Source organism: Streptomyces sp. NBC_00239, from assembly GCF_036194065.1.
Taxonomy (GTDB): domain Bacteria; phylum Actinomycetota; class Actinomycetes; order Streptomycetales; family Streptomycetaceae; genus Streptomyces.
This window is the reverse complement of sequence record NZ_CP108095.1, coordinates 2,181,800-2,207,190: the sequence shown is the minus strand read 5'-3', so window position 1 is coordinate 2,207,190 and position 25,391 is coordinate 2,181,800. Positions and strand designations below refer to the sequence as shown.

The 25,391-nt window shown below is 74.9% G+C and carries 20 protein-coding genes, 1 tRNA gene and 1 pseudogene; 14 read left to right on the top strand and 8 right to left on the bottom strand.

Annotation, left to right across the window (positions count from 1 at the left end):
- The first annotated feature begins 42 nt into the window (after positions 1 to 42).
- Positions 43 to 798, top strand: coding sequence for an alpha/beta fold hydrolase (locus OG764_RS09770; protein ID WP_328968020.1), 756 nt, complete (start codon positions 43 to 45; stop codon positions 796 to 798).
- Between the two features lie 25 nt (positions 799 to 823).
- Here OG764_RS09770 and OG764_RS09765 read toward each other — a convergent pair whose 3' ends face one another.
- Together OG764_RS09765 and OG764_RS09760 are read right to left on the bottom strand one after the other, a co-directional pair.
- Entirely contained in the window at positions 824 to 1,942 is a 1,119-nt protein-coding gene (locus tag OG764_RS09765) for an alpha/beta hydrolase (RefSeq protein ID WP_328968019.1), read from the bottom strand.
- Positions 1,943 to 2,022: 80 nt separating this feature from the next.
- Positions 2,023 to 2,095: transfer RNA gene (locus OG764_RS09760), tRNA-His, on the bottom strand.
- 159 nt (positions 2,096 to 2,254) lie between these two features.
- Here OG764_RS09760 and OG764_RS09755 point away from each other — a divergent pair.
- Positions 2,255 to 2,488: a hypothetical protein gene (locus tag OG764_RS09755; protein WP_328968018.1), complete on the top strand. Its 234-nt coding sequence runs from the start codon at positions 2,255 to 2,257 to the stop codon at positions 2,486 to 2,488.
- Positions 2,473 to 3,045 carry a GNAT family N-acetyltransferase gene (locus OG764_RS09750; protein WP_328968017.1) on the top strand — a complete coding sequence of 191 codons (573 nt, stop codon included), beginning with the start codon at positions 2,473 to 2,475 and terminating at the stop codon, positions 3,043 to 3,045. The genes OG764_RS09755 and OG764_RS09750 overlap by 16 nt, the downstream gene beginning before the upstream one ends.
- 140 nt (positions 3,046 to 3,185) lie before the next feature.
- Here the strand turns inward: OG764_RS09750 and OG764_RS09745 are convergent, their stop codons facing one another.
- Positions 3,186 to 4,055: a class I SAM-dependent methyltransferase gene (locus tag OG764_RS09745; RefSeq protein WP_328968016.1), complete on the bottom strand. Its 870-nt coding sequence runs from the start codon at positions 4,053 to 4,055 to the stop codon at positions 3,186 to 3,188.
- A gap of 83 nt (positions 4,056 to 4,138) precedes the next feature.
- Between OG764_RS09745 and OG764_RS09740 the strand changes: the two genes are divergently transcribed.
- Positions 4,139 to 4,828 (top strand): TetR/AcrR family transcriptional regulator, encoded by a 690-nt coding sequence (locus OG764_RS09740; protein ID WP_443055878.1) that lies wholly within the window; start codon positions 4,139 to 4,141, stop codon positions 4,826 to 4,828.
- A 379-nt stretch (positions 4,829 to 5,207) separates the two neighbouring features.
- Here OG764_RS09740 and treZ read toward each other — a convergent pair whose 3' ends face one another.
- The gene (treZ, locus tag OG764_RS09735; RefSeq protein WP_328968015.1) at positions 5,208 to 6,974 is read right to left on the bottom strand and encodes a malto-oligosyltrehalose trehalohydrolase; all 1,767 of its coding nucleotides are present in this window, start codon (positions 6,972 to 6,974) and stop codon (positions 5,208 to 5,210) included.
- A gap of 106 nt (positions 6,975 to 7,080) precedes the next feature.
- Between treZ and OG764_RS09730 the strand changes: the two genes are divergently transcribed.
- Both OG764_RS09730 and OG764_RS09725 read left to right on the top strand, forming a co-directional pair.
- Entirely contained in the window at positions 7,081 to 7,632 is a 552-nt protein-coding gene (locus OG764_RS09730; RefSeq protein WP_328968014.1) for a DUF1707 and FHA domain-containing protein, read from the top strand.
- Positions 7,633 to 7,703: 71 nt separating this feature from the next.
- On the top strand, positions 7,704 to 8,195 hold the full coding sequence (locus OG764_RS09725) for a GNAT family N-acetyltransferase (protein WP_328968013.1): 492 nt from the start codon (positions 7,704 to 7,706) through the stop codon (positions 8,193 to 8,195).
- On the opposite strand, the gene OG764_RS09720 is transcribed toward OG764_RS09725, so the two are convergent.
- A complete protein-coding gene (locus OG764_RS09720; protein ID WP_328968012.1) occupies positions 8,185 to 9,498 on the bottom strand; it encodes a M14 family zinc carboxypeptidase in 1,314 nt (437 codons plus the stop codon). The genes OG764_RS09725 and OG764_RS09720 overlap by 11 nt on opposite strands.
- 450 nt (positions 9,499 to 9,948) lie before the next feature.
- Entirely contained in the window at positions 9,949 to 12,375 is a 2,427-nt protein-coding gene (gene treY / locus OG764_RS09715) for a malto-oligosyltrehalose synthase (RefSeq protein WP_328968011.1), read from the bottom strand.
- An 82-nt stretch (positions 12,376 to 12,457) separates the two neighbouring features.
- Here treY and OG764_RS09710 point away from each other — a divergent pair, with 82 nt between their 5' ends.
- Positions 12,458 to 13,852, top strand: coding sequence for an MFS transporter (locus OG764_RS09710; protein WP_328968010.1), 1,395 nt, complete (start codon positions 12,458 to 12,460; stop codon positions 13,850 to 13,852).
- Here OG764_RS09710 and glgX read toward each other — a convergent pair.
- Positions 13,837 to 15,951 (bottom strand): glycogen debranching protein GlgX, encoded by a 2,115-nt coding sequence (gene glgX / locus OG764_RS09705; RefSeq protein WP_328968009.1) that lies wholly within the window; start codon positions 15,949 to 15,951, stop codon positions 13,837 to 13,839. The two genes, OG764_RS09710 and glgX, sit on opposite strands and share 16 nt — an antisense overlap.
- A gap of 141 nt (positions 15,952 to 16,092) precedes the next feature.
- On the opposite strand from glgX, the gene OG764_RS09700 reads away from it, so the two are divergent.
- From OG764_RS09700 to OG764_RS09685, 4 genes are all read left to right on the top strand, one after another.
- Entirely contained in the window at positions 16,093 to 16,923 is an 831-nt protein-coding gene (locus OG764_RS09700; RefSeq protein ID WP_328968008.1) for a Tat pathway signal sequence domain protein, read from the top strand.
- A gap of 64 nt (positions 16,924 to 16,987) precedes the next feature.
- Positions 16,988 to 18,304, top strand: coding sequence for a copper amine oxidase (locus tag OG764_RS09695; protein WP_328968007.1), 1,317 nt, complete (start codon positions 16,988 to 16,990; stop codon positions 18,302 to 18,304).
- Positions 18,305 to 18,417: 113 nt separating this feature from the next.
- Positions 18,418 to 19,662, top strand: a complete 1,245-nt coding sequence (locus OG764_RS09690; protein WP_328968006.1) for an SAV2148 family HEPN domain-containing protein — start codon at positions 18,418 to 18,420, stop codon at positions 19,660 to 19,662.
- Between the two features lie 221 nt (positions 19,663 to 19,883).
- Positions 19,884 to 20,612 carry a 3'-5' exonuclease gene (locus OG764_RS09685; RefSeq protein ID WP_328968005.1) on the top strand — a complete coding sequence of 243 codons (729 nt, stop codon included), beginning with the start codon at positions 19,884 to 19,886 and terminating at the stop codon, positions 20,610 to 20,612.
- A gap of 690 nt (positions 20,613 to 21,302) precedes the next feature.
- On the opposite strand, the gene OG764_RS09680 is transcribed toward OG764_RS09685, so the two are convergent.
- Entirely contained in the window at positions 21,303 to 22,157 is an 855-nt protein-coding gene (locus OG764_RS09680; protein ID WP_328968004.1) for a phosphotransferase enzyme family protein, read from the bottom strand.
- An 81-nt stretch (positions 22,158 to 22,238) separates the two neighbouring features.
- Here OG764_RS09680 and mgt point away from each other — a divergent pair.
- From mgt to OG764_RS09665, 3 genes and pseudogenes are all read left to right on the top strand, one after another.
- Positions 22,239 to 23,527 (top strand): annotated as a pseudogene (mgt, locus tag OG764_RS09675) (macrolide-inactivating glycosyltransferase).
- A 20-nt stretch (positions 23,528 to 23,547) separates the two neighbouring features.
- Complete coding sequence (locus OG764_RS09670; protein WP_328968002.1) at positions 23,548 to 24,120, top strand: DUF1697 domain-containing protein; 573 nt, start codon at positions 23,548 to 23,550, stop codon at positions 24,118 to 24,120.
- 166 nt (positions 24,121 to 24,286) lie between these two features.
- On the top strand, positions 24,287 to 25,318 hold the full coding sequence (locus tag OG764_RS09665) for a ketopantoate reductase family protein (RefSeq protein WP_328968001.1): 1,032 nt from the start codon (positions 24,287 to 24,289) through the stop codon (positions 25,316 to 25,318).
- The last annotated feature ends 73 nt before the right edge of the window (positions 25,319 to 25,391 follow it).

Below are 25,391 nucleotides of genomic sequence, written 5' to 3'. Positions count from 1 at the left end.
CCGTACCGCGCACCGCGCAGGCGGCGAACGCAGGGAGACCGCATGGCCATCGCCCACCGGACCGTCGGATCGGGGCCGGTCCGCGTCATCGTGCTGCACGACTGGTTCGGGACCTCCGCCAACTGGGGTTCCGTCCTGGACTACCTCGACCCGGGCAGGTTCACGTACGCCTTCCTCGACTACCGGGGCTACGGCGACCGCAAGGCGGAGACCGGCCGCTACAGCGTCCCGGAGATCGCCGACGACGTCCTCGCCCTCGCCGACGAGCTCGGCTGGGACACGTTCTCGCTCGTCGGGCACTCGATGGGCGGCAAGGCCGTCCAGCAGGTCCTGGTCCGGGCCCCCGAGCGGGTCGAGAAGCTGGTCGGGCTGACCCCCGTGCCGGCCGCGCCCTACGCGATGGACGACGCGACGCACGACCTGTTCTTCGGGGCCGCCGAGGACCCGGCCAAGCGGCACGCCATCCTCGACCTGGTCACCGGCAACCGGGCGAGCCGCCACTGGCTGGACCGGATGGTCGCGCACTCCCTGGCCGTGTCCCGGCCCGAGGCCTTCGCCGGCTACCTCGCCAGCTGGCAGTCCCTCGACCTGTCGTCCGCCGTCAAGGGCAGCGCCCTGCCGGTGCTCGTGCTGGTCGGCGCCCACGACCTCGCGCTGACGGCCGAGGTGATGGAGGCCACCTGGCAGGTCTGGTACCCGAACGTCGAGATCCGCACCCTGGCCGGCAGCGGCCACTACCCGATGCACGAGACCCCGGTGGCCCTCGTCACCGAGATCGAGGCGTTCCTCACCGCGTAGCCCCGCCGCGCAGCCCGCCGGGCGCTCACGGCGTGCGCAGCCGGCCCACCAGCCAGTCCAGGGCCGGCTGCACCTCGCGCGCCCACGTGTCGTAGTTGTGCCCGCCGCTGTCCAGGATCATCGAGGACACCCGCGCGGGGGGTCGCACGGCGCGCACGAACTCCACGGTGTCCGGGTACTGGTGCTCGCCCTTGCGGCTGCTCGCGACCAGCAGCGAGACCGGCGGCTGCGGCAGCCGGCGCAGCCGCCACAGCAGGTCGTTCTCGCGCCGCAGCAGCCCGCTGCCGGCGAACAGGTCACCGGTCTCCCGGTCGTGGGCCGCCCGGTACGAGGCGGACAGCCCGGCCGCCGCCCGGTAGGCCTGCGGCCTGCGCAGCGCCAGCTTCAGCGCGCAGTAGCCGCCCACCGAGTTGCCCATCACGCCCCAGGCGCGCGGATCCCGGGTGAGCCCGTAGTGGGCGGCGACCGCCTCCGGCAGGTCGCCGGCGAAGAACGTCTCCGTCTGCGGCCCACCGGGCACGTCCACGCACTCCGTGTCCCGGGGCGGGGCGACCGTCGGGGTCAGCATCACCAGCACGGCGGGCCGCATCCGCCCGGCCCGCACCCCGTCCAGTGCCCGCTGCGGGTACCCGAACAGGTCGATCAGCACCCGGGTGGTGCTCGGGAAACCGCTGAGCGCGACCACGACGGGGAACCGGGCCCGCTGCGCCGTCGCCGCCCGCAGGTACTCCGGCGGGAGGTACACGTACGCCTTCGCGGTGAGCCCGCTGCGCGGCCCGTGCAGGACGACCGCGTCGATCCGGCCGATCACCGCCGGATCCGCGGACCCGCGGTGGCGCCAGCGGTACGCCCCGGTGACCCGCAGCCCGTCGCCGCGACCCGGGCCGGTGCCCGGCGGGGCCGCCTCGTCCCGTTCCAGGGCGAGCAGATCGCCCCACGAGCCGTAGAAGCCGTACGAGGAGTTCACCGCCAGCCCGAGCGGCGCGATCAGCGCCAGGGTCAGGCACAGCTGGAGCGTGATCCGGCCGAGCACCGGCCGGGCCCCGCGGCCGGCGAGCCGCGGCCACGCCCACACCGTGCCGGCGAACACGGCGCAGGCCAGGAGCGCCGAGAGGGCGAGTGCCAGGTCCCCGGTGAGCGACATGGCGACGATCCTGCCAGTCGGGATGTCCGGAAACGACCGTGGGGCGTACGAGATGAACTCGTACGCCCCACGGTCAACAGGGTGAGTGACGGGACTTGAACCCGCGGCCACCTGGACCACAACCAGGTGCTCTACCAGCTGAGCTACACCCACCACGAAGGGCGGCGGACCACCCGTTCGATGTGCACGCACAGCATAGCCGATCAGCGGGGTGCTTCCGCGCGGCCGCCCGGCCGCCGCCGTGACGGGGCGGGTGGGGCGCCCTCGCGGCGGCGCCGGGCGGGCGGGGCGGGGGCCGGGCGCGATGCGATCATGCCGAATGCCCGCGCGGCGCAGGCGGTGCGCGCCGCCGCCGATGCCGGGCGGGCCGGGCTGCCGCGCGAACACGCCTACTCCCAGGCCGACTTCGTACGCATCGAGGACATCGTCACGGTCGCCGTCGGCGGGGGCGCCCGCTTCGGCCAACGCGCCCCGGGAACCGGCCGTCGTCTCATAGGCCGGGCGGGTGGTCCTGTGATAGTCACGGTCACATGGATGACTTGGTAACCGAACGGCTGGTCCTTCATCCGATGAGCGCCGCGGAAGCGGAGCGCCTGCTGGCGCCCGGGCCCGCCGACGCCGCGGCCTGGGCGCCCGGCTATCCGGCCGAGGTCGACGCGATCGGCGCCCGGAACTTCCTCAGCACCTGCGCGGAGACCGGGGACCCGCAGCCCTTCGGGGCGTACGAGATACGCCGCCGCGTCGACGGGCTGGCCATCGGCGGGCTGGGGTTCCACGGACCGGCCGACGACGACGGCAGCGTCACCATCGGATACGGACTGATCCCCTCGGTGCGCGGCGAGGGGTACGCCACCGAGGCGGTGCGGGCCCTGCTGGGCCTGGCCAGGGCGCACGGGATCCGCAGCGTGCGCGGCGACACCGCCCACGACAACATCGCCTCGCAGCGGGTGATGGCGGCGGCCGGGCTGCGGCTGGTCGCCGAGGACGACCAGCTGAAGTACTACGAGCTGTCGTGGGAGGAAGCCCCGGCCCCGACCCCCGCCGGCGCCGGAACCGGGCGCGACCTGGACGGCGCGCCGCCGACGACGGGGGGCGCGCCCTAGCGGGGCGGCGGGGCGGTACCGGCGGCGGGTGGCGGTGGGCCGGGAGCGCACGCGCACCGCTCGGGCGCGCGGCCGGCCCTGGTCGCGGGTGGGCAGGGGGCAGGCGGGCAGGCGCGCGCCCGCTCCGGCGCGCGGCGGTCCTAGTGGCGGGTTGCGGTGGTCAGCCAGGAGGTGCTGAGGAGGCGGACCGCGCCGTCCCGTTCGTGCGGGCGCAGGGCTGCGGTCAGGCGGGCCAGGGCCTCCGTGGCGGTCTCGGGACCGGCGTCGGCCAGCAGGTGCCGGCCGGGGCCGGAGTCCAGCAGGAAGGCTGCCGCGTCCTCGGCCGTGCGCCCCCAGTCCCCGTACGCCCGGACCGGCCGGACGGCGATGTCCTCGAAGCCCGCCGCCGCGAGCAGCGCTGTGGTGGCGTCGGGGTCCGCGAGGGAGAACATGCCGGGACCGCCCGGCGTGCCGAAGCCGCCGGTCGGCAGCACCCCGCGCAACGCGGCGAAGGCGTCCAGCCACTCGTTGCCCTCGGGCCCGGCCGCGCACACGAAGGCCAGCCGGCCGCCGGGGCGCAGGGCGCCACCGAGGTGTCCGAAGGCGGCGAGCGGGCCGCCGAAGAACATCACGCCGTAGCGGCTGACCGCGCGGTCGAAGGTGCCCGGCGGGAGCGGGTGGACCTGGGCGTCGCCCTGCGCGAAGGCGACGTTGGCGACGCCCTCCCCGCGGGCCAGTTCGCGGGCCCGCTCCAGCATGGGGCCGGACAGGTCCAGGCCGAGGACCCGCCCGGCGGGTCCGACGCGGCGGGCGGCCAGCCGGGCCGTACGGCCGGCGCCGCAGCCGATGTCGAGGACGCGGTGGCCGGGGGCGAGCGCGGCGGCGTCGAGCAGCGGCTCGTTGAAGCCGTCGTTCACGGCGTCCCAGCGGTGCTGGTTGCGGGCCCAGTGGCTGCCTTCGTAACCGTTCCAGGCTTCGGCCTGCGCGGTGTTGGCGGGGTGTTCGCCGCGGTGGTCGGTGCGGTGTTCCATGCGGGCCTCCGTCTAGAATGGGCGCGTGCCCAAACAGTATGGGCGCGCGCCCATACTGTCTACCGTTCTCCGGGAGCCTGCTGATGTCACCGCGTGGAGTGGCCATCCCCGACCTGCGCGAACGGCTGTTCGCGGCGGCGGAACGGGTGGTGGCCCGATCCGGGGCGGCCGCCCTCACCAGCCGCGCCGTCACCGAGGAGGCCGGCTGCGCCAAGGGCGTGCTGCACACGCACTTCGCGGGCCTGGACGCCTTCGTGGCCGAACTCGTCCTCGACCGCTTCGCCCGCGTGGCCCGGCTCGCGGAGGAACTCCCCGCGCGGGTCGGGGAAGGCACCGTCCAGGGCAACCTCACCGAGGTGGCGGGCGCCCTGCTCGACTCCGTGGCCCCCGGGATCGCCGGGCTGGCCCTGACCCTGCCCTCGGCGGCGCTGCACACGCGTGCGTCGTTGGAGGCGGGGGCGCCGGGCTTCGCGGCGATCGAGGACGCGGTACGGGGCTATCTGGACGCGGAGCGGGAGCGGGGGCGGGTGGCGGGGGACACGGACACGGCCACGGTCGCCCTGGCCCTGGTCGGCACCGTCCACCACCTCCTGATGACGAGGCCGGACGGGGGCCCGGACGCCGGGGCGGCCCCGGCCTCGGCCAGGGCGACGGCCCCGGCCCCGGCCCTGGCCACGGCCAGGGCGACGGGCACGGCCCCGGACGCGAGCGCGTCGCTCGACCACCTCGTACGCGTCCTCCTCCCGCCCCACCCCCACCTCGTCGGCGCTTGAGGCGGTCCTGGGCGGAGCCCGGTCAGCCTCGCCGACGCCCTGGGTGCAACCTCCAGCCCCGCCGGCGTTCGAGGCGGACCTCAGCCTGAGCGGGCCATCTTCAGCCTCGCCGGCGTTTGAGGCGCGGGGTTTGGGGCGGAGCCCCAAGCAACCCGGCTGACGCCGGGCACCGGGCTCCGCCCGGACCCGCTCCTCAAGCGCCGGAGGGGCTGGGGTTGCCCCCACGGGCGTCGGCGAGGCTGAAGGGTGCGCAGGGTCGCCGGGCTCCGCCCGGGCCCGCTCCTCAAGCGCCGGAGGGGCTGGGGTTGCCGCCACGGGCGTCGGTGAGGCGAGGGGTTGCCCCTCGGGCCGCCGACGGGGTCAGGGCGTTCGGGTGGGGTCAGTGGCCGAGTACCACGGCGGATTCGGGAGGGAGGCGGATGCGGCCCGCAGGGTCGGGGGGCTGGACGGGGTCCCAGGCGGCCAGCACCCGGACCCCGTTCCGTCCGAGCGCGATCGTCGTCGCCTCACCGGCCAGGTTCAGCGCCACCCTGACGTCGCCCCGACGAAACGTCAGCCAGCGCCGCTCCTCGTCGAACGCCACCTTCACCGCCGCCAGATCCGGGTCGCGCAGGTCGTGCTGGTGGCGGCGGAGCCCGATCAGGGTGCGGTACCAGTCCAGCAGCCGGCCGTGCGGGGCCTGCCCTCGCTCGCCCCGGTCCAGGCAGGACCGCTCCCGCGTGGCCGGGTCCTGCGGGTCCGGGACGTCCCCGGCCGACCACCCCTGCGCCGCGAACTCCCGCCGCCGTCCCTCCCGTACGGCCTGCGCGAGCTGCGGGTCCGGGTGGTCGGTGAAGTACTGCCAGGGCGTCCGGGCACCCCACTCCTCGCCCATGAACAGCATCGGCACGAACGGCCCGGTCAGTACCAGCGTCGCCGCGCAGGCCAGCAGGCCGGGGGACAGCGTCGCCGCGAGCCGGTCGCCGCGCGCCCGGTTGCCGATCTGGTCGTGGGTCTGCGCGTACCCGAGGAAGCGGTGTGCCGGGGTGCGGCGCCGGTCCACCGGGCGGCCGTGACTGCGGCCCCGGAACGTCGAGTACGTGCCGTCGTGGAAGAACGCCCGGGTCATCGTCTTGGCGACGGCCGCCAGCGGCGCCTGCGCGAAATCGGCGTAGTAGCCCTGGTCCTCGCCGGTCAGCGCGGTGTGCACGGCGTGGTGGAAGTCGTCGTTCCACTGGGCGTGCAGGCCCAGCCCGCCGGCCGCCCGCGGGCTGGTGGTCCGCGGGTCGCACCGGTCCGACTCGGCGATCAGGAACAGCGGCCGGCCGCTCTCGGCGGCCAGCGCGTCCACGGCCGCCGACAGCTCCTCCAGAAAGGTCAGGGCCCGGTCGTCCGCCAGCGCGTGCACCGCGTCCAGCCGCAGCCCGTCGATCCGGTAGTCCCGCAGCCAGGCCAGCGCGCTGCCCATCAGGTACGCCCGTACCTCGTCCGAACCGGGCGCGTCGAGGTTGACCGCGGCCCCCCAGGGCGTGCGGTGGGCGTCGGTGAAGTACGGGCCGAAGGCGGGCAGGTGGTTGCCGGACGGGCCCAGGTGGTTGTGCACCACGTCCAGGACGACCCCCAGCCCGTGCTCGTGCGCCGTGTCCACGAACCGGGCCAGCCCGGCCGGCCCGCCGTACGGCTCGTGCACCGCCCACGGCGCCACCCCGTCGTACCCCCAGCCGTGCGTGCCCGGGAACGGGCACACCGGCATCAGCTCGACGTGCGTCACGCCCAGCGCGGCCACCTCGCCCAGCAGCGCGGCCGCCGCGTCGAAGGTGCCCTCCGCGGTGAACGTGCCGATGTGCAGCTCGTACAGCACCGCGTCCTGCAACGCCGTGCGCGGTGCGGGCACCGACCACACGAACCGGTCGAAGTCCACCACCGCGCTGAGCCCGTCGGGCCCGTCCGGCAGCCGGCGGCCCCGCGGGTCGGGGTGCACCGCCGGATCCGCGTCCAGCCGGAACCCGTACCGGTCGCCGTCGGTGGCCTCCGCCGCCACCGACCACCAGCCGGCCCGCTCCGGGTCGGGGGCCATCGGATGCGCCGCGCCGGCCCCGTCGTCCGCGGCCTCGCCCAGCCGCAGCACGACCCGTTCTGCCTGTGGTGCCCACACCTCGAACTGCACGGACGGTCTCCTCGTCGCGGACGATGACTCACCTGCCGTGGCCATCATCACCGGCCGGGCGCGGGAGTTCTGGACACTCTGCCCCCGACGGGCCGACAATCACCCGGTGACGTCGAGTTTCGAATTCCCCCTGCACCCCGCGCCGCGGCTCTCCGACGCCGAGCGCGACCAGGCCCTGGGCCTGCTCCGGGAGGGCGCCGCGCAGGGGAGGCTCTCGCACGACACGTTCCTGCGCCGCATGGAACTCGCCCTCGCGGCCCGCCGGTCCGATGAACTCGCCGTCCTCACCGCCGACCTCCGCACCGAAAACCCGCGCTCCAGCCGCCTGTTCGGCTGGGTGAGCCGGGTCTCCGCGGTGTCGGTGGGGATCCGCCGCGCCTGGCAGGCCGAGAAACTGCCCAAGCTGCTCCTGCCCCGGCCCGGCCCCCACCCGCTGCGGATCGGCCGCGACCCCGGCAACGGCCTGCGCCTGACCCACGACACGGTCTCCCGGGCGCACGCCGAACTGAGCCTCCAGGGCGGCCAGTGGGTGCTGCGCGACCTCGGCTCGACCAACGGCACCACCGTCAACGGCCGCCGCGTCACCGGCTCCGCCGTGGTCCGCGACGGCGACCAGGTCGGCTTCGGCCGCATGTCCTTCCGCCTCTCCGCCACCTGACGGCCGCGGGCCGCCCGCTGTCGGTCGGGGTGGTTGTCGGGGGTTGGGGGTGGGGGCGGAAGATGGCGGGCATGAGTGAGCAGTCGTTGCAAGGGCCCGCCGTGCGGGTCGTCCGTCCTGAGGATCTGCCGCGTGTCGTCGAGCTGATGCGTGAGCACATCGCGTACGAGAAGTCGGACCTGCGGCCCGAGGGGCTCGCCGAACGGCTGCACCCCTTGCTGTTCGGGCCGGACCGGCAGGCGCGGCTGTGGATCCTGGTGGCCGCCGACCCCGCCGGGCAGCTCGTCGGATACGCCGCCTGCGCCACCGAGTTCGCCTTCTGGGAGGCCCGCGACTACCTCCACATGGACTGCCTGTACCTCGCCGAGGGCGCGCGCGGCCACGGACTCGGCACGCTGCTGATGTCGGCCGTGTCCGACCTGGCGCGCGACCTCGACCTCGCCGAGGTGCAGTGGCAGACCCCCGACTGGAACGAAGGGGCGATCCGTTTCTACGACCGGCTCGGCGCGGGGGCCAAGGCCAAGCGGCGTTACTCCCTTCCCGTACCCGGTCTCACCCGCTGACCGCGGGCAGCAGCCGGTAGGCGGCCACCACGGTCCGCGCCTGGTGTTCCACCTGCGTGGCGACCGGCACCCAGCGGGCCCCGAAGCGGGCCGCGAACGCCTCGCACCAGCCCGCCAGCAGCCGCTCCAGCGCCGGCGCGGCCCGGTGCCCGGCGGCCCGCAGCACCCGGAGCAGCATCGCGGCGGCCCGCAGCACCAGCCGGCGCGCGAACGCGTCGATGGAACCGATGTACGCGGCGCCGGCCTCGGCCGGACCCGCCGTACGCCACTCCCCGACGATCCGCGGGATCAGCGCGAGGGTCCAGTCGACCGCCCGCAGCAGCGGGGCCTGCGGCGCGTCCGCCGGCAGCTCAGGACGCACCCGCCCCAGCACCGCGGCCACCTGACCGGCCTCCTCGGCCAGCCGGCGGGCCAGCACCCGCAGCGCGTGCCGCGGGTCGGGGTGCGGGGCCGGGTCGTCCACCAGGTCGCTCGCCCACATCGGGACCTCCACGATGGCGGTGGTCCCGCCGTAGCGGTGGGCGTGGTACCAGGTGCTCAGCCGGGTGTCCTCCGGGTGGAAGAGCCCCGCGCCGTCCCCGCCCGGCTCCGGCATCACGAAGACGCCGGGCCCGGGGGAGGGCCAGCCCGCCGCGTCCGAGGCGCTCGTCTCCAGCGGGATCCGCAGCTCGGCGGCGGACTTCCCGAACGGTTCCGCGAGGCCGGGCAGGTCCCGGGTGAGCTGCACCCAGCTGCCGCCGAGGTCCGTGCCGTGCAGCGACACCTGGAGGGCGGGCCGCACCTCGTCGATCAGCCGGGTCAGCGCCCGGGTCTCGGGCGGCAGCCGGTCGGGAGGCAGTAAAGAGGGGGCCCACTCGGGTTGTTCCGGGCCGGGCGGGCGGAAGAAGTTCCGGTGGTAGTCGAGGAGCGTGTACGGGCGGGGGGTGCGGTGCAGGGCCGCGCCGTCCGGGTCGGCGCACAGGAGGAAGTGCCAGGTGGAAGCGGTGCGCAGGGCTGGATCGCGGACGACCTGGCGGGCCAGGTGGAGGGCGGTGGGGCCGCCGACGGGTTCGTTGGCGTGGGCGCCGGCCACGACGAGGACGTCGTGGGTGTGGTGTGCGACGGAGGTGGTGCCGGTGGAGGTGTTCCGGGTGTCGCCGGCGGCGGGCGCGGTGCCGGCGGACAGGACCCACAGGGGGCGGCCCGCGCGGGAGGTGCCGGCTTGGCGTAGCCGGAGCAGGTCGGGATGGGCGTCGGCGAGTGCCCGGGCGGTCAGGGCGAGTTCGTGCGGGGTGGGGTAGCGGAGGTCGCGGGAAAGGGTCACCCCGTTGTGCTGCCCGCCGCACGCACCCGGTACTGCTCCGTCCCCGCCCCGGTTCCCACCGACCGGCCGCCCCGCCGCACGCTCCAGCCCCTCCGGCGCTTGAGGAGCGGGTCCGGGCGGGGCCCCGGCGACCCGTCGCACGCTCCAGCCCCTCCGGCGTTTGAGGAGCGGGTCCGGGCGGGGCCCCGGCGACCCGTCGCACGCTCCAGCCCCTCCGGCGTTTGAGGAGCGGGTCCGGGCGGAGCCCCGGCAAACCCGTCGCACCTCTCAGCCTCTCCGGCGCTTGAGGAGCGGGTCCGGGCAGGGCCCGGTGCCCGGCGTCAGCCGGGTTGCTTGGGGCTCCGCCCCAAACCCCGCGCCTCAAACGCCGGCGAGGCTGGGAATTGCGCCCCAGGGCGTCGGCAAGGCCGGGGTGGGCCGCCGCGACGGCGCGGCGACCCGCCCCGCGGGTCAGGGCGCGGCGCGGGCGAGCAGGGCGACCGGCGAGGCGGCGAGCAACGTCCGCAGTGGGGTCCAGGCCGGGCCTTCCAGGATCGCGGCGCCCGCCCCCGGGAGCACCGGGGCCCAGCGCCCCGGCGGGAGCCGCAGCGCCGTGTCGTGCCAGCCGCCCGCCGCCGCCAGGCGGACCGACAGCCGGGTGACGGCCGTGAGCGCGCCGCCGCCCCGTACGAACGCCACGCAGTGCTCGGCCGCCGGCCCCCGCACCTCCACCGGCTCGTACGCCCCGGCGGCACCGAAGGCATCGGGTTCCGCCCCGACCGCAGACCCGGCCGCGCCGAAGGCGTCGGGGCCCGTCACCGCCCGCGGCGCGAACAGCTCCGGACGGGTGCGGCGGAGGTGGAGGGCCGCGCGGGTGAGAGCGGTCTTCTCGTCGGCGGGCGGCCGGCGGAACGGGGCGCGGTTGTCCGGGTCGACGAGGGCGCGGTACTCCGCCTCGCAGCCCTGGTAGACCTCCGGCACCCCCGGCATGGTCAGCTGGAGCAGCGTCGCGCCCAGCGCGTTCACCCGGGCGTGCGGGGCCAGCTCGTCGGCGAGCCCGGCCGCGCCCCCGGCCGGCATCCCGGCCACGTACCGCGCCAGCGCCGCCTCGTACGCCTCGTCCGGTTCGGTCCAGCCGGTGCGCAGTCCGGCCTCCCGGGCCGCTTTGAGGAGGGCCGCCGTCAGCCGCTCGCGGTCCACGGTGCCCAGGCCCAGGGCCGTCTGCCAGGCCGTCCAGACGAGCTGCGGGTCCGGTCCGGCCGGGACCGAGTCGAGGAACTCCCGCCAGCGTTCCGGCAGCTGGGACAGGACCGAGACCCAGGCCCGGACGTCGGCGCTCCGCTTGGTGTCGTGGGTGGACAGCACGGTGCCGCCCAGCGGCCAGTCCGCGGCCATCCGGGCGCAGTGGGCGTGGAACTCCTCCGGTGACACCGAGGGCCGCCCCGGGTCGCCGCCGACCTCCGTGGCGGACAGCAGCGGCGCGTACCGGTAGAAGGCCCGGTCCTCCAGCGACTTGGCGCGCAGCGCCGCCGCGGTCTGCGCGAACCGGGCCGCGAAGGCGGGGTCCCCGCCCAGCGCGAGGTCCCGTACGTGGTCCACGGCCGCCGCCTCGGCCGGTACGGCGAAGGCCGCGCGGGCCGCCCGTACCGCCTCGGGGGTCAGTACCGGGGCCGCGTCCGGGCCGGGGTAGGGGCGGTACACGGGCAGCGCGAGCAGCAGTTCGCGCACCGCGGTCCGCAGCGCCCAGGGCGCGTGGTCGTGGGTGCTGCCCTCCGGTGCGGCCAGCCGGACCAGCGCGGCCGTCTCGGCGGCCAGGTCGTGAGCGGCCACCTCGGACCCGGCCCGCCGGGCGGTCGCCGGCCACTCGCCGCCCGCGTCCGGCCCCGCCCCGGTGAACTCCCGGTGCAGCCGGTCCAGCGCGAGCGCCCCGGCCGGGTCGGTGAACAGCCCGTCCAGCCGGTACAGCGCGTCGTAGCCGGTGGTGCCGGCCACCGGCCAGCCGGCCGGCAGCCGCTCCCGCGCCGACAGGATCTTCTCCACGACCGTCCAGCAGCCGCCGGTGCGCTCCGCCAGCCGGGTCAGGTACGCGGCCGGATCCGCGAGCCCGTCCGGGTGGTCGACCCGCAGACCGGCCGCGACCCCGTCCCGGACCAGTTCCAGCACCTTGCCGTGGGTGGCGTCGAAGACCTCCGGGTCCTCGACGCGCACCCCCATCAGCTCGGAGATGGTGAAGAAGCGCCGGTAGTTGAGTTCGCTGCGGGCCAGGCGCCACCACCCCAGCCGGTACCACTGCGCGGCGAGCAGCTCGGGCAGCGGCAGCCCGGCCGTCCCCGGGCGCAGCGGGAACTCGTGGTCCCCGTACCGCAGCAGGCCCGTGTCGGCGGCCACCGCCAGCCGGTCCAGCTCCCCGGACAGCGGCCCCTGGAGCACGGGCAGCAGCAGCCGCCCGCCGCCGCCCTCCCAGTCGATGTCGAACCAGCGGGCGTACGGGGAGTGCGGGCCGTCCCGCAGCACCTCCCACAGCGGCCGGCTGAGCCGTTCCGGGACCGGCAGGGCCATGTGGTTGGGCACGATGTCGAGGACCAGGCCCAGCCCGTGCGCGCGGGCCGTGCGGGCCAGGGCGCGCAGTCCGGCCTCCCCGCCGAGTTCCTCCCGTACCCGTGTGTGGTCGACCACGTCGTATCCGTGCGAGGACCCCGGCACCGCCTCCAGCACCGGGGACAGGTGCAGGTGGGAGATGCCGAGCGAGGCGAGGTAGGGCACGGCGCGGGCTGCCGCGGCGAACGGGAAGCCGGGCTGGAGCTGGAGCCGGTAGGTGGCGGTGGGCGGATCCGACGGGCCGTACGGCGCTGTCGGGTGACGGTCCGTCGGATTCCTGTCTGCGTACTCCCGGTTCATGAGAACGTACGTACCCAGCTGCCGGGATTCCGTGCCATTGCCCAGTGCATCCGGGTGACTGCGGCGCGTTAGCGTTCTTCGAGTGGTTGGAACCGTCCTCACCTATCGCAAAGTCATCGCCCTGACCGGGCCCCTACTTCCGCTCCTGTCCTTCCTGGCACGACTGCCCGTCGCCATGGCCCAGTTCGGCAGCGTCCTGCTGGTGGCGCAGACCAGCGGCTCGCTCGCGACCGCGGGGATCGTCGGCGGCACGCTGTCCGCCGGACAGGTGCTGTGCGGCCCCGTACTGGGCCGGCTCGCCGACCGCCACGGCCAGCGCCCCGTCGTGCTCGCCGCCGCCGCCGTGAACGCGGTGGCCACCGGCGCCCTCGTCACGGGCGCCCTCACCGGGCTCGGGACCGTCCCGCTCGCCGCCGTCGGCGCCGTCACCGGCGCCTCCGTGCCGCTCATCGGCCCGCTCGCCCGTACCCGCGCCGTGAAGCTCGCCCACCGGGCGGAGGCCGACGAGTCCGTGGTGGGAGCCGTCCATTCGCTGGAGGGCACCCTCGACGAGATCTCCTTCGTCTTCGGGCCGGCGCTCGTGGGCCTGGCCGCCCTCGTCGCCCATCCGGCAGTGGCCCTCGGCGGCGCGGCCGCCCTGGTCGCCGTGTTCGGCAGCGCCTTCGCGCTGCACCCGAGCGCCGGTGTCACGGCCGGCGCCGCCGCGGCCCCGCGCTCCCGCGACCGGGGTGCCCGCCGGGGCCGCCGGCACCCGCGGGTGGTGTACGCCGTCCGGGGCTCGCTCGGGCTCCAGGGCGCGATGTTCGGTGCCTGCCAGGCCGGCATCGCCGCGCTCACCGACCGGCTCGGCGTGCCGGGCCAGGCCGGGCTCGTGTACGCCGCGATGGGCGTGGTCAGCGCGGCCGTCGGGCTGGCGATGGGCGCGGTGCCCGCCCGGATCGGGCTGCGGCTGCGCTGGCGGGCCGCGACGGCCGCCGCGCTCGTCCTGTCCGTACCGCTGCTCTTCACCGACGGCCTGTGGAGCCTGTACGCCGTCGTGACCGTGCTGGGCGCCGCGTACGCCCCGCACCTGATCACCGCCTTCGCGCTGACCGAACGGGCCGTGGAACCGGCCCGGCTGGCCGAGTCCATGGCCTTCGCGGCCAGCTCCCTGGTGGCCGGCCAGGCCCTCGCACTCGCCCTCGCCGGGCGGCTCGCCGAGTGGTACGGGCCGCCCGGCGCGTTCCTGGTGGCGGTGGCGGCGGCCGCGCTGTGCCTGTGCCTCGCCCTGTTCACGCGGGTCCCGGCCGGTCGCGCCCACACCCACCGCGTCCACCTCCCGGCACCCGCCGCGGACGGCACGGGCCCCGGCACCGCACCTGCCACCGGACCCGCTTCCGGCTCCGGCCACGGCCCCGGCAACGCCTCCGGCAACGGCCCCGGCAACGGACCCGACGCCGGGCCCGGCACCGAGGAGGCCGCCTACGCGGGCCGCTGAAGCACCACCAGGCTCCGCCCCGTCAGCGTCACCCGGTCGCCGGCCGCCAGTTGCGGGCCGGTGCCGGGTGCCGGCACCTCCGCCCGCGCCGTGTCGACCACCAGCTGCCACTGCCGCCCGTGGCCCGGCGGCACCGTGAACGCCAGCGGATCGGCGCTCGCGTTGAACATCAGCAGGAACGAGTCGTCGGTGATCCGCTCCCCGCGCACCCCCGGCTCCGAGATCGCCTCCCCGTTCAGGAACACCGTCAGCGCCCGGGCGTGCTGCGCCTGCCAGTCCCGGGCCCGCATCTCCTCGCCCGCCGGAGTGAACCAGGCGATGTCCGACAGCTCGTCGTGCGTGCCCTCCACCGGACGGCCGTGGAAGAACCGCCGGCGCCGGAACACCGGGTGGTTGCGCCGCAGCCACACCATCTGCCGGGTGAACTCCAGCAGTGCCGGGGCCGGCTTGCCGGGCTCCGGCCACTGCACCCACGCGACCTCGTTGTCCTGGCAGTACGCGTTGTTGTTGCCGCCCTGGGTGCGGGCGAACTCGTCTCCGTGGCTGAGCATCGGCACGCCCTGCGACAGCATCAGCGTGGCCGTGAAGTTGCGCATCTGGCGCTCCCGCAGCTCCAGGATCTCCGGATCGCCGGTCGGCCCCTCGGCCCCGCAGTTCCAGGACCGGTTGTGCGTCTCCCCGTCCCGGTTTCCCTCCCGGTTCGCCTCGTTGTGCTTCTCGTCGTACGACACCAGGTCGTGCAGGGTGAAGCCGTCGTGGCAGGTCGTGAAGTTCACCGAGGCCAGCGGGCGCCGGCCGTCGTCCTGGTACAGGTCCGAGGAGCCCGTCAGCCGGCCCGCGAACTCGGCGAGCGTGCGGGGCTGGCCGCGCCACAGGTCCCGTACGGTGTCGCGGTACTTGCCGTTCCACTCGGTCCACAGCGGCGGGAAGTTCCCCACCTGGTAGCCGCCCTCGCCCAGGTCCCACGGCTCGGCGATCAGCTTCACCTGGCTGACCACCGGATCCTGCTGCACCAGGTCGAAGAACGAGCTCAGCCGGTCCACCTCGTGGAACTGTCGGGCCAGGGTCGCCGCCAGGTCGAAGCGGAATCCGTCCACGTGCATCTCGGTGACCCAGTAGCGCAGCGAGTCCATGATCAGCTGGAGGACGTGCGGGGAACGCATCAGCAGCGAGTTCCCGGTGCCCGTGGTGTCGGTGTAGTACCGGCGGTCCTCGGACAGCCGGTAGTACGAGGCGTTGTCCAGGCCCCGGAAGGAGAGCGTGGGCCCCAGGTGGTTGCCCTCGGCGGTGTGGTTGTAGACCACGTCGAGGATCACCTCGATGCCCGCCTCGTGCAGCGCCCGCACCGCCGACTTGAACTCCAGCACCTGCTGGCCGCGGTCGCCCGAGGCGTAGCGGTTGTGCGGGGCGAAGAAGCCGATGGTGTTGTAGCCCCAGTAGTTGCTCAGCCCGTCGTCCACCAGCCGGTGGTCGTTGACGAACTGGTGCACCGGCATCAGCTCCAGGGCCGTCACCCCGAGCTTGGTCAGGTGCCCGATCACCGCCGGGTGGGCCAGCGCCGCGTAGGTGCCCCGCAGCTCCTCCGGAAGCTCCGGATGGCGCATCGTGAGCCCCTTGACGTGCGCCTCGTACAGCACCGTGTGGTGGTACTCGGTGCGCGGCGGCCGGTCGTTGGCCCAGTCGAAGTACGGGTTGACCACCACCGAGCTCATGGTGTGCGGGGCGGAGTCCAGGTCGTTGCGGGAGTCCGGCCTGCCGAAGTGGTACCCGTACACCTCCTCGCCCCACGCGATGCTCCCGCTGATCGCCCGCGCGTACGGGTCGAGCAGCAGCTTCGCCGCGTTGCAGCGCTGCCCGCGCTCGGGGGCGTACGGGCCGTGCACGCGGAAGCCGTACCGCTGCCCGGGCATGATCCCGGGCAGGTAGGCGTGCCGCACGAACGCGTCCGTCTCGCGCAGTTCGACGGCGGTCTCCGAGCCGTCGTCGTGCAGCAGGCAGAGTTCGATCCGTCGGGCGGCCTCGGAGTAGACCGCGAAATTCGTGCCAGCGCCGTCGTAAGTGGCGCCGAGGGGGTACGCCTGTCCCGGCCAGACCTGCATAGACGTGACTCTTCCACTCCTGATCCGGCATCTGGGTCTTTTCCTTCGCCAGATCTTCCCCGAAAGCGGGGCAACCCGTGGGGACTTGGGACCGTCCTACCGGGTGACCACGCATACCAGGTATGCATGTAAGGGGGAAATGTGCACATAACACTACGCCGCCATCTGGGGAAAGTGCTGGCAGGCGCGGCCATCGCGGTCACCGGCACGGCCGTGATGATCGGAGTCACCCTGCCGGGGTCCGCCGACGCCGCCGGCGGCGGCCAGGACGGGCGGAACGGCAGCGCGGCCGCGGGGGCGGCCGACGCGGCCGGCGGCTCCGGCCGCAGCGCACAGGCCGACGCGCACCCGGGCACCGTCGAGGCGGCGCCCGCCCAGGGGGAGAAGGGCTTCGGCCGAGACCCGCTGACCGATGCCGAGCTCGACCGCGTCAAGCGGCTCGTCCTCGGCCCGGCCGGCATGGCCGCCGAGAACGCCCGCGGCGGCAAGGGGCCGCAGTGGCTCACCACCGACCTCGCCGAACTGCGCCCCGAGGACCTCCGCAAGGCGGGCGCGCCCCGGCGCGCCCAGCTCACCTCGTACGACTACAAGACCGACTCGCTGCGCACCGCCGTCGTCAACCTCGACACCGGCAAGGTCGAGTCCACCGACGTCCAGAAGGGCGTCCAGCCGCCCATCGCGCGCGAGGAGGCCGTCGAGGCGGTCAAGCTGCTCATCGCCGCCCCGCAGGGCGACGGACTGCGCAAGGACTACCGCGACGCCACCGGCAAGAAGCTCACCAAGCCCGAGCAGCTGGCCCTGCAGAACGCCATGATCTACCGCGTCGACGCCGAGAACCCGGGACCCGCCGCCCTCAAGGAATGCGGCCGGCACCGCTGCGCCCGGCTCTTCCTGAAGGTGAAGAACGGGCCGTGGATCGACGTCCGCTCGCTGATCGTCGACCTCAGCGCCCGCACCGTCCACAAGCTCTGACGCTCCCTGCGCCCTCCCCGCAGCCCGGATCTTCTGCCCTTCCTGCCCACAGGAGTCTCTCCACATGCACGTGAACCGTTCCCACGGGGCCCGCCGCCGGGCCGCCGTGGCCCTGGCCGTCTCGGCCCTGCTCGGTGGCGCCACCGCGGCCGCCGGCCCGGCCACCGCGGCCGCCCCCCGGGCGCCCCAGGCCCCCGCCCCCGCCCCCGACTGCAGTGAGGCGTACCGGATCCAGCAGACCCTGGCCGGCGGCACCACCTGGCGGATGTGCTGGCGCTACGAGAGCGAGGCCGGCCTGGTCCTCGACCAGATCTCGTACCAGCCCAAGGGCGAGGCCGCGCCGATCAAGGTGCTCACCTCCGCCAAGCTCGGCCAGATCCACGTCCCCTACGACGACGGGCGCGCCGAGTACGACGACCTGACCGGTGCCGGCTTCGGCGGCGGGCTCCAGGGCATGGTCCCCGACGAGTGCCCCGGCGGCACCATCAAGACGGTGAAGGTCACCAACACCTGGGACCAGAGCCAGCAGGAAGTCAAGGGCCTGTGCACCACCACCCGGGCCCGCGGCCACGCCTACCGGATGGCCGGCGAGGCCCCCGGCCAGGTGTGGCAGGAGCAGGGCAAGGACCTGCTCGTCTACACGGTGAACAAGGTCGGCTGGTACGAGTACATCACCGAGTGGCGCTTCCAGGCCGACGGGATGATCAACGCCAACGTCGGCGCGACCGGCAGCCTCTCACCGGCCGACTACGACGCGGGCGACGGCCGCGGCTGGCCCATCGGCAACGGCGCCAAGGCCTACGCGACCAGCCACAGCCACAACGTCTTCTGGCGGCTGAACTTCGCCCTGGACGGCTCGCCGAACGGCACCGTCGAGCAGTACGACTCCGAGGTGACCCCCAGCGCGGACGGCTCCACCCCGAAGACGGTGACCCGGCGGACCCCCGTCACCAAGGAACTCGCGGGCGACTCGGAGGCCATGCGCTGGTGGCGGATGGTCAGCGCCACCGGCAAGAACAAGGACGGCCACGCCCGCAGCTACGAGATCGTGCCGGGCGCGTCCTCGAAGTACCCGGGGCGCTCGTACACCCAGCACGACGTGTACTTCACCGAGTACAAGGCGTGCGAGCAGTTCGCCACCCACAACCTGCGCAACTGCGGTGTCGGCGTCGGCAAGAACGTGGACGACTGGGTCAACGGCGAGGCGCTCAAGCACCCCATCGCGTGGGTCAACATCGGCTTCCACCACGTCGCCCGCGACGAGGACCAGCAGCCGATGCCGGTGCACTGGCAGGGCTTCCAGCTCAGCCCGCGTGACGTCACCGCTATGAATCCGCTCACTCCGCCGGCCCTCGCCGGTCAGAACGGGCGTCCCAACTAAGTGAGTTGGTGAACCGTACGGGCCATCCGGCTGCACCGCCTCCCGCTCGCGGAGTACCCTTCCTTGATCACTGGAGAAGGGCGTCCAGCCAGGGAGCAGGAGGCGGTGCACGGGTGAGCTCGGGAGGGCTGGAGCTACCCCCTGGTGACGGCGGTCACGAGGGCGGTCCGGCGGACGTCGCGGCGGGGGCGGTGTCCTTGGCCCAGCCGCCGGTCGCCGACGCCGTACGGGCCGGGGCCGAACTGGACTGGAGCGCGGACGCCTGGAGCGAGGTCCGCACCCGCGCGCAGCGCGCCGGGCGCGCGTACATCTGGCTCAATCTGATCGAACAGCGGTTGCGGGCCGTGGTCGGGGCGGTGCTCCGGCCGATCTACGAGCCGGTGCACGGCGAGGACGACTGGGTGGTGGCCGCGGCCGGCCCGGCCGGACAGGAGTGGGTGCAGCGGGCCGTCGCGGTGCGCGAGGTCAGCCGCCGCAAGGGCTACCTGCTCGACCCCGCCGACGACAACGTGCTCAGCTTCCTGACCCTGCCGCAGCTGCGGGAGCTGATGGTCCAGCACTGGCCGTGCTTCGAGCCGTACTTCGACGACCGGCGCGAGGTGGAGCTGGCCCTGGACGAGCTGGAGGTCACCCGCAACGTGGTCTCCCGCAACCGGGCGCTGTCCCAGGTCGTGCTGGCCCAGGCGGAACGGGCCTCGGCGCGGCTGCTGGAGGTACTCGGCGGCGGTGCGGGCAGCCCGTCGGCGGAGCGGCTGCCGATCGACGCGGTGGAGGACCTGGTCGGAGACCGGTACGCCGACGTCGTCTCGGTCCACCCGGACCGGGTACGGCTCCAGCGGCAGCTGCCGGCCGAGGACCTGTTCGGCGGGGCCCGGCGGCTCGACGCCATCGGCATAGGCCTGAACCTGCTGGTCCAGAACTACTCGGGCCGCCGGCTGGTCCGGCTCGCCGAGGCGGGCTGCCGGGTGCGGCTGCTGTTCCTCAACCCGGCCAGCAGCGCCGTCAAGCGGCGCGAGCGGGAGCTGGGGCTGCGCAAGGGCGAACTGAGCCGCTCGGTCGAGATGAACATCCTGCACGTGCGCCGGGTCCGGGCCCGGCTGGCCGACCCCTCGGCCTTCGCGATCCACGTCTTCGACGAGACGCCGCGCTTCACCGCCTACCTGGTGGACGGCGAGTCCCCGGGCGGCGGGATAGCCGTCGTGCAGTCCTACCTCCGGCGGGCCCGCGGCATGGAGGCGCCCGTACTGGTACTGCGCGGCGGCGGCCGGGGCGTGCCCAAGGACGCCGACCACGGGCTCTTCACGACCTACCGGGAGGAATTCGAATCGGTGTGGCAGGACTCCCGGCCGGTGTCCTGAGCGGGGTCGCGGGGCGGGGCGGTGCCGGGCCGGGTGCCGGTGGGTGCCGGGGTCGGGCACGGGGGCGTGCAGGTGTCGGGCCCGGTCGCGGGCCGGCCGAGTGCCCCGCCGGATGCCCGGCCGAGTGACCGGCCGAGCCGCTCGGTCGAGTGCCCGGTCGCGGGAGTGTCAGTGGCCCATGGCAGGCTGAATCCCCTGGAGAACGAACGGGGAGGGGCGCTGTGGGGGACTGGCACGGGGGAGTACTGGCCGGCTTCGACCTGGAGACCACGGGTACGGAGCCGCGCGAGGCGCGGATCGTGACGGCGGCGGTCGTCGAGGTGGACCCGGGGGGCGCGGTGGTCCGGCGCACCCTGTGGCTGGCGGATCCCGGGATCGCCATCCCGGAACAGGCCGCCGCCATTCACGGGATCAGTACGGAACGGGCCGTCGCGGACGGCCGCCCGGCGGCCGAGGTCGCCGACGAGGTCGCCGCCACCCTGGCCGGCCTGTGGGACCGGGGGATACCGGTGGTGGCATACAACGCCGCCTTCGACCTCACGCTGCTTTCGGCGGAGCTGCGCCGGCACGGGCTGCCCGCGCTCGCCGACCGCACGGGGACGGCCGGCGCCGGTACCGGGCCGGTGGTCGACCCGCTCACCATCGACCGGGCGGTGGACCGCTACCGGCGGGGCAAGCGCACGCTGGAGGCCGCCTGCCGGGAGTACGGGGTGGTGCTCTCGGACGCGCACGACGCGGGGGCGGACGCGCTGGCCGCGGTGGAGGTGGCCCGGGCGATAGCCGTCCGGCACCCGAAGGTCGCCATGCTGTCGCCGCGCGACCTGCACGAGCGCCAGATCGGCTGGTACGCGCGCTGGGCGGCGGACTTCCAGACGTACTTGCGCCGGCAGGGCACGGAGGACGCCGAAATCGACGGCACCTGGCCGCTCCGCGCCCTGACCCCGGCCTAACCCTTCAGCCCCCGGCCTGGGGGGCCGGCGTCGTGCGCCCCGCCAACTCCTGGCCTCGCCGCCGCCCGGGGCCCAACTTCCCGGCCCCGCCTGCGCCCGGGGCGCAACTTCCCGGCCCCGCCTGTGCCCGGGCGCAACTTCCCGGCCCCGCCTGCGCCCTGGGGCAACCTCCGGCCTTGTCGGCGCCGCCTGGCGATATCCAGCCTCGCCGGCGTTTGAGGCGCGGGGTTTGGGGCGGAGCCCCAAGACAACCCGGCTGACGCCGGGCACCGGGCTCCGCCCGGACCCGCTCCTCAAGCGCCGGAGGGGCTGAATGGTGCGCGGGGTCGCCGGGCTCGGCCCGGACCTCCTCAAGCGCCGGAGGGGCTGAATGGTGCGCGGGGTCGCCGGGCTCCGCCCGGACCTCCTCAAGCGCCGGAGGGGCTGAAGGGGTTGCGGGGTTGCCGGGCTCGGCCCGGATCCGCTCCTCAAGCGCCGGAGGGGCTGAGGGGTGCGCGGGGTTGGCGGGCTCCGCCCGGATCCGCTCCTCAAGCGCCGGAGGGGCTGAGGGGTGCGCGGGGTTGGCGGGCTCCGCCCGGGCCTGCGCCTCGAGCGCCGGAGGGGCTGGGGTTGGCCACCAGGGCGTCGGCGCAGCTGGCGGCGCGCCACGGTCAGCCGGTGGGGAGGGGGTCGGCCCTTGGGGCGAGGCGGTTAGAAGGGGTGCCAGGGGGTTTGGGGGTCGGCGGTGCGTAGGGACGTCACGCGGCGGCGGAATTCGGCCAGGGCCGCGGGGTTGGCGGGGGTGTGCTGGGCGACCCACGCGCAGCTGGCCGTCTCCCGTGCCCCGCGCAACACCGCGCACCCGTCCCACTCGCGGACGTCCCACCCGTAGGCGCGCACGAAGTCGCGGTAGGACTCGGCGGGCAGGCCGTACCGGTCGCGGGACAGGGCCATCACCACCAGGTCGTGCTCGCGCAGGTCCGACGCGAAGGTCTCCAGGTCGACCAGGACCGGACCCTCCGGCCCGACATGGACATTGCGCGGCAGCGCGTCACCGTGCACCGGACCGGGCGGCAGGTAAGGGACGAGCGCGGCGGCCTCGGCCGCGAACGCGTCCCGGCGCGCCCGCAGGAATTCCGCGTCCGCCTCCTCGATCGCCCCGCCCGCCAGCCGCAGCCACCGCTCGACCCCGCCGAGGAGTTCGCGCGGCGGCAGTGGGAAGTCCGGCGCGCCGAGGGCGTGCACCTGCCGGAGCAGCTCCGCCAGGTCCCGCGGCCCGGCCGGGCGCACCGCGGCGGGCAGCCGGTGCCACAGCGTCACCGGGTGGCCGTCGACCAGCAGGGCCTCGGCCTCGGCCGGGCGGACCGCCGGGACACCGGCCCCGGCCAGCCAGCGCCCGACGGCCAGTTCCCGTTCGGCGCGCGCCAGCAGCTCCGGGTCCCGGCCCACCTTGACGACGAGGCCGCCGGCGCCGAACACCGCGTTCTCGCCCAGCGCGAGCAGCTCCGCGCCGGCTGAGTCCAACCCGGCCCGCGTCAGGACCTCCCGGGCCCGTGCCTCGTCCATGCCCGTCCGCCCTTCGCCCTCATGCCTCACGACCACGGCCACGCCCTCATGCCTCACGGCCACGGGCGCAGCCACGCCCTCATGCCTCACGGCCACGACCTTGATCGTCGTGAATGCGCCAAGTCTCGCATCCGGGCGGGCCAAAGGTTGCACGAGACGAGACGTCTCGTTACGTTGAACCCATGACCTCAGCCAAGCCCGCACACATCGCCATGTTCTCCATCGCCGCGCACGGGCACGTGAACCCGAGCATCGAAGTGATCCGCGAGCTCGTCGCCCGAGGGCACCGCGTCAGCTACGCCATCCCGGAGTCCTTCGCCGAGAAGATCGCGCAGACCGGGGCCGAGCCCGTGATCTACACCTCGGGACTCCCCACCCGCCCCGAGGACTGGGGGAGCGAGCTCATCGACCAGCTCGAACCCTTCCTGCGGGACGCCGAACGGGTCCTGCCCCAGCTCGCCGAGGCGTTCGCCGGGGACGAGCCCGACCTCGTCCTGCACGACATCACCTCGTATCCCGCCCGCGTACTCGCCCACCTCTGGGGCGTCCCCGCCGTCTCGCTCTCCCCGAACCTGGTGGCCTGGGAGGGCTACGAGGAGGAGGTGGCCGAGCCGATGTTCGCCGAACTCAGGGCCTCCGAGCGCGGGCAGGCGTACGACGCCCGGTTCCGGTCCTGGCTCACCGCGCACGGCATCACCACCGCCCCGGACCCCTTCGTCGGCCGCCCGCGCCGCAGCATCGTGCTCATCCCGGAGGCCCTCCAGCCGCACGCCGACCGGGTGGACCGCTCCGTCCACACCTTCGTCGGCGCCTGCCAGGGCGACCGGGCCGAACAGGGCGACTGGCAGCGGCCCGAGGGCGCCGAGAAGGTGCTCCTGGTCTCCCTCGGCTCCGCATTCACACGCGAACCCGTCTTCTACCGCGCCTGCATCGAGGCCTTCGGCGACCTGCCCGGCTGGCACGTGGTGCTCCAGATCGGCAGTCACGTGGACCCGGCCGAGCTCGGCCCGGTCCCGGCCAATGTGGAGGTCCACCCCTGGGTGCCGCAGCTGGCCGTTCTCCGCAAGGCGGACGCCTTCATCACCCACGCGGGCGCCGGCGGCAGTCAGGAGGGCATGGCCACCGGCACCCCGATGGTCGCGGTCCCGCAGGCCACCGACCAGTTCGGCAACGCCGACATGCTGGTCTCCCTCGGCATCGCCCGCCGCGTCGACAAGGCGGACGCCGACGCCGCCACCCTGCGCGCGGCCGTGCTCGGCCTGCTCGCCGACCCGGAGGTGCCGGTGCGCGCCGAGCGGATCCGCGAGCAGATGGCCAAGGAGGGCGGCACCCGGCAGGCCGCCGACCTGATCGAGGCCGAACTCCCGTGACCGGCGCATAGGGTGACGCCATGGCGAAGAAGACGGTGAAGCGGTACGCGGCCCTGCTGCGCGGGATCAACGTGGGCGGCAACAAGAAGGTCCCCATGGCCGAGCTGCGCACCCTGCTCGAAGGCCTCGGCCACCAGGACGTGGTGACGTACCTGCAGAGCGGCAACGCGGTGTTCGCCGCGCCCGAGCAGGACCCGGCCGGGCTCGCCCGCGCCCTGGAGCAGGCCATCGAGGGACACTTCGGCTTCTCGGTCGCCTGCCTCGTCGTCGACGGAGACTATTTGGCGGCCGTCGCGGCGGACTGCCCGTACCCGGCCGCCGAACTCGAAGGGAAGCAGCTGCACGCCACCTTCCTCTCCGAGCAGCCCGCGGCCGGGCGGCTGGACGGTGTGGACCCGGCGCGGTTCGCCCCCGAGGACTACCGCCTCGGCGACCGGGTCCTCTACCTCTACGCCCCCGACGGCCTGGGCCGCTCCAAGCTCGCCGAGGCCCTGGCCCGCCCCGCCCTCCTCAAGGGCATCGACACCACCACCCGCAACTGGAACACGGTCGCCAAACTCGTCGAACTCACCCGCCCCGACCCGGCCGCCTGAGCGACCGGCCCGCCCGGCCCGGAGCGACGGCGGTACGGCGATCCCCCGGCAACCCGGCGCGGCCCGCCACTTCCCTCGTCCCGCGCCCCTACCGGCGCCCGGTACGGCACCGTGCCCGGCCGCACCCGGCGGACCCGCGCCGGCCCGAGTGTGCCAAGGTCGGGGCATGCGCTACATCATCATCGGAGCGGGCGCGATCGGCGCCACCGTCGGCGGCCGCCTCGCCGAGACCGGCAGCGAGGTCGTCCTCGTCGCACGCGGACCGCACGCGCAGGCCCTGCGCACCGACGGGCTGCGCCTGACGACCGCGGACGGCACCCGCACCCACCGGCTGCCCGTGGCCGAACAGCCCGAGGACCTGGGGGAGCTGCGCCCGGACGACGTACTGCTGCTCACCGTCAAGACCCAGCACGCCGTCGCGGCCCTGGACGCCTGGGCGGCCGCACCCGTCGCGGGCGGCGGCACCGCCGCCCAGCGCCTCCCGGTGGTGTGCGCGCAGAACGGCGTGGAGAGCGAGCGCCTCGCCCTGCGCCGCTTCGACCGGGTCTACGGCATGTGCGTGTGGCTGCCCGCCACCTTCCTGGAGCCGGGCATCGTGTCGGCCCTGTGCGCGCCGCTCACCGGCATGCTGCACCTCGGCCGCTACCCGTCCGGTACGGACGACCTGGCCCGGCGGATCGCCCGCGACCTGGAGAAGGCCCCGTTCGAGGCGCCGGTGGTCGAAGACGTCATGGCATGGAAGCACGCCAAGCTGCTCGGCAACCTCGGCAACGCCATCCAGGCCACCACCGGCCCCGAACCGCACCCCGCCAAGTCGGCGCTGCTGCGCCGCGCGGCGGACGAGGGCCGGACCGTCCTCGCCGCGGCGGGGCTGGCGGCCGTCACGTCCGAGGAACAGGCGCTGGCCCGCGACGGGAAGATCACCGAACCGGCGCCGGGCGACGGCCCGGTGCGCGGCGGGTCCTCCTGGCAGAGCCTGCGCCGCGGCACCGGATCCGTCGAGGCGGATTACCTCAACGGCGAGATCGCGCTGCTCGGCCGCCTGCACGGCGTCCCCACCCCGGTCAACGACACGCTGCGGCAGGCGGCGAACATCTTCGCCCGCGAGGGCTGGGAGCCCGGCTCGATGGACATCGCCGAACTGACCGCCCTCGCCGACGAGGCCGCCGCCCGCGCGGCGAAAGCGCCCCGCGGATAGCCGGCCGGCGAACGGGAGTCGGCTCGCGCACGGGTCTGCCCGCGGGCGGGCCGGCCTTCGGGCAAGCCGGCCC

Excerpts from the sequence above, each read along its gene's own strand:
- OG764_RS09755 (WP_328968018.1), top strand. The coding sequence starts at position 2,255 with ATGCCGAATGCCCGCGCGGCGCAGGCGGTGCGCGCCGCCGCCGATGCC.
- OG764_RS09695 (WP_328968007.1), top strand. The coding sequence starts at position 16,988 with ATGCACGTGAACCGTTCCCACGGGGCCCGCCGCCGGGCCGCCGTGGCC.
- OG764_RS09765 (WP_328968019.1), bottom strand. The coding sequence starts at position 1,942 with ATGTCGCTCACCGGGGACCTGGCACTCGCCCTCTCGGCGCTCCTGGCC.
- OG764_RS09665 (WP_328968001.1), top strand. The coding sequence starts at position 24,287 with ATGCGCTACATCATCATCGGAGCGGGCGCGATCGGCGCCACCGTCGGC.
- OG764_RS09750 (WP_328968017.1), top strand. The coding sequence starts at position 2,473 with ATGGATGACTTGGTAACCGAACGGCTGGTCCTTCATCCGATGAGCGCC.
- OG764_RS09670 (WP_328968002.1), top strand. The coding sequence starts at position 23,548 with ATGGCGAAGAAGACGGTGAAGCGGTACGCGGCCCTGCTGCGCGGGATC.
- OG764_RS09725 (WP_328968013.1), top strand. The coding sequence starts at position 7,704 with ATGAGTGAGCAGTCGTTGCAAGGGCCCGCCGTGCGGGTCGTCCGTCCT.
- OG764_RS09740 (WP_443055878.1), top strand. The coding sequence starts at position 4,139 with ATGTCACCGCGTGGAGTGGCCATCCCCGACCTGCGCGAACGGCTGTTC.
- OG764_RS09770 (WP_328968020.1), top strand. The coding sequence starts at position 43 with ATGGCCATCGCCCACCGGACCGTCGGATCGGGGCCGGTCCGCGTCATC.
- treY (WP_328968011.1), bottom strand. The coding sequence starts at position 12,375 with ATGAACCGGGAGTACGCAGACAGGAATCCGACGGACCGTCACCCGACA.
- OG764_RS09680 (WP_328968004.1), bottom strand. The coding sequence starts at position 22,157 with ATGGACGAGGCACGGGCCCGGGAGGTCCTGACGCGGGCCGGGTTGGAC.
- OG764_RS09745 (WP_328968016.1), bottom strand. The coding sequence starts at position 4,055 with ATGGAACACCGCACCGACCACCGCGGCGAACACCCCGCCAACACCGCG.
- glgX (WP_328968009.1), bottom strand. The coding sequence starts at position 15,951 with ATGCAGGTCTGGCCGGGACAGGCGTACCCCCTCGGCGCCACTTACGAC.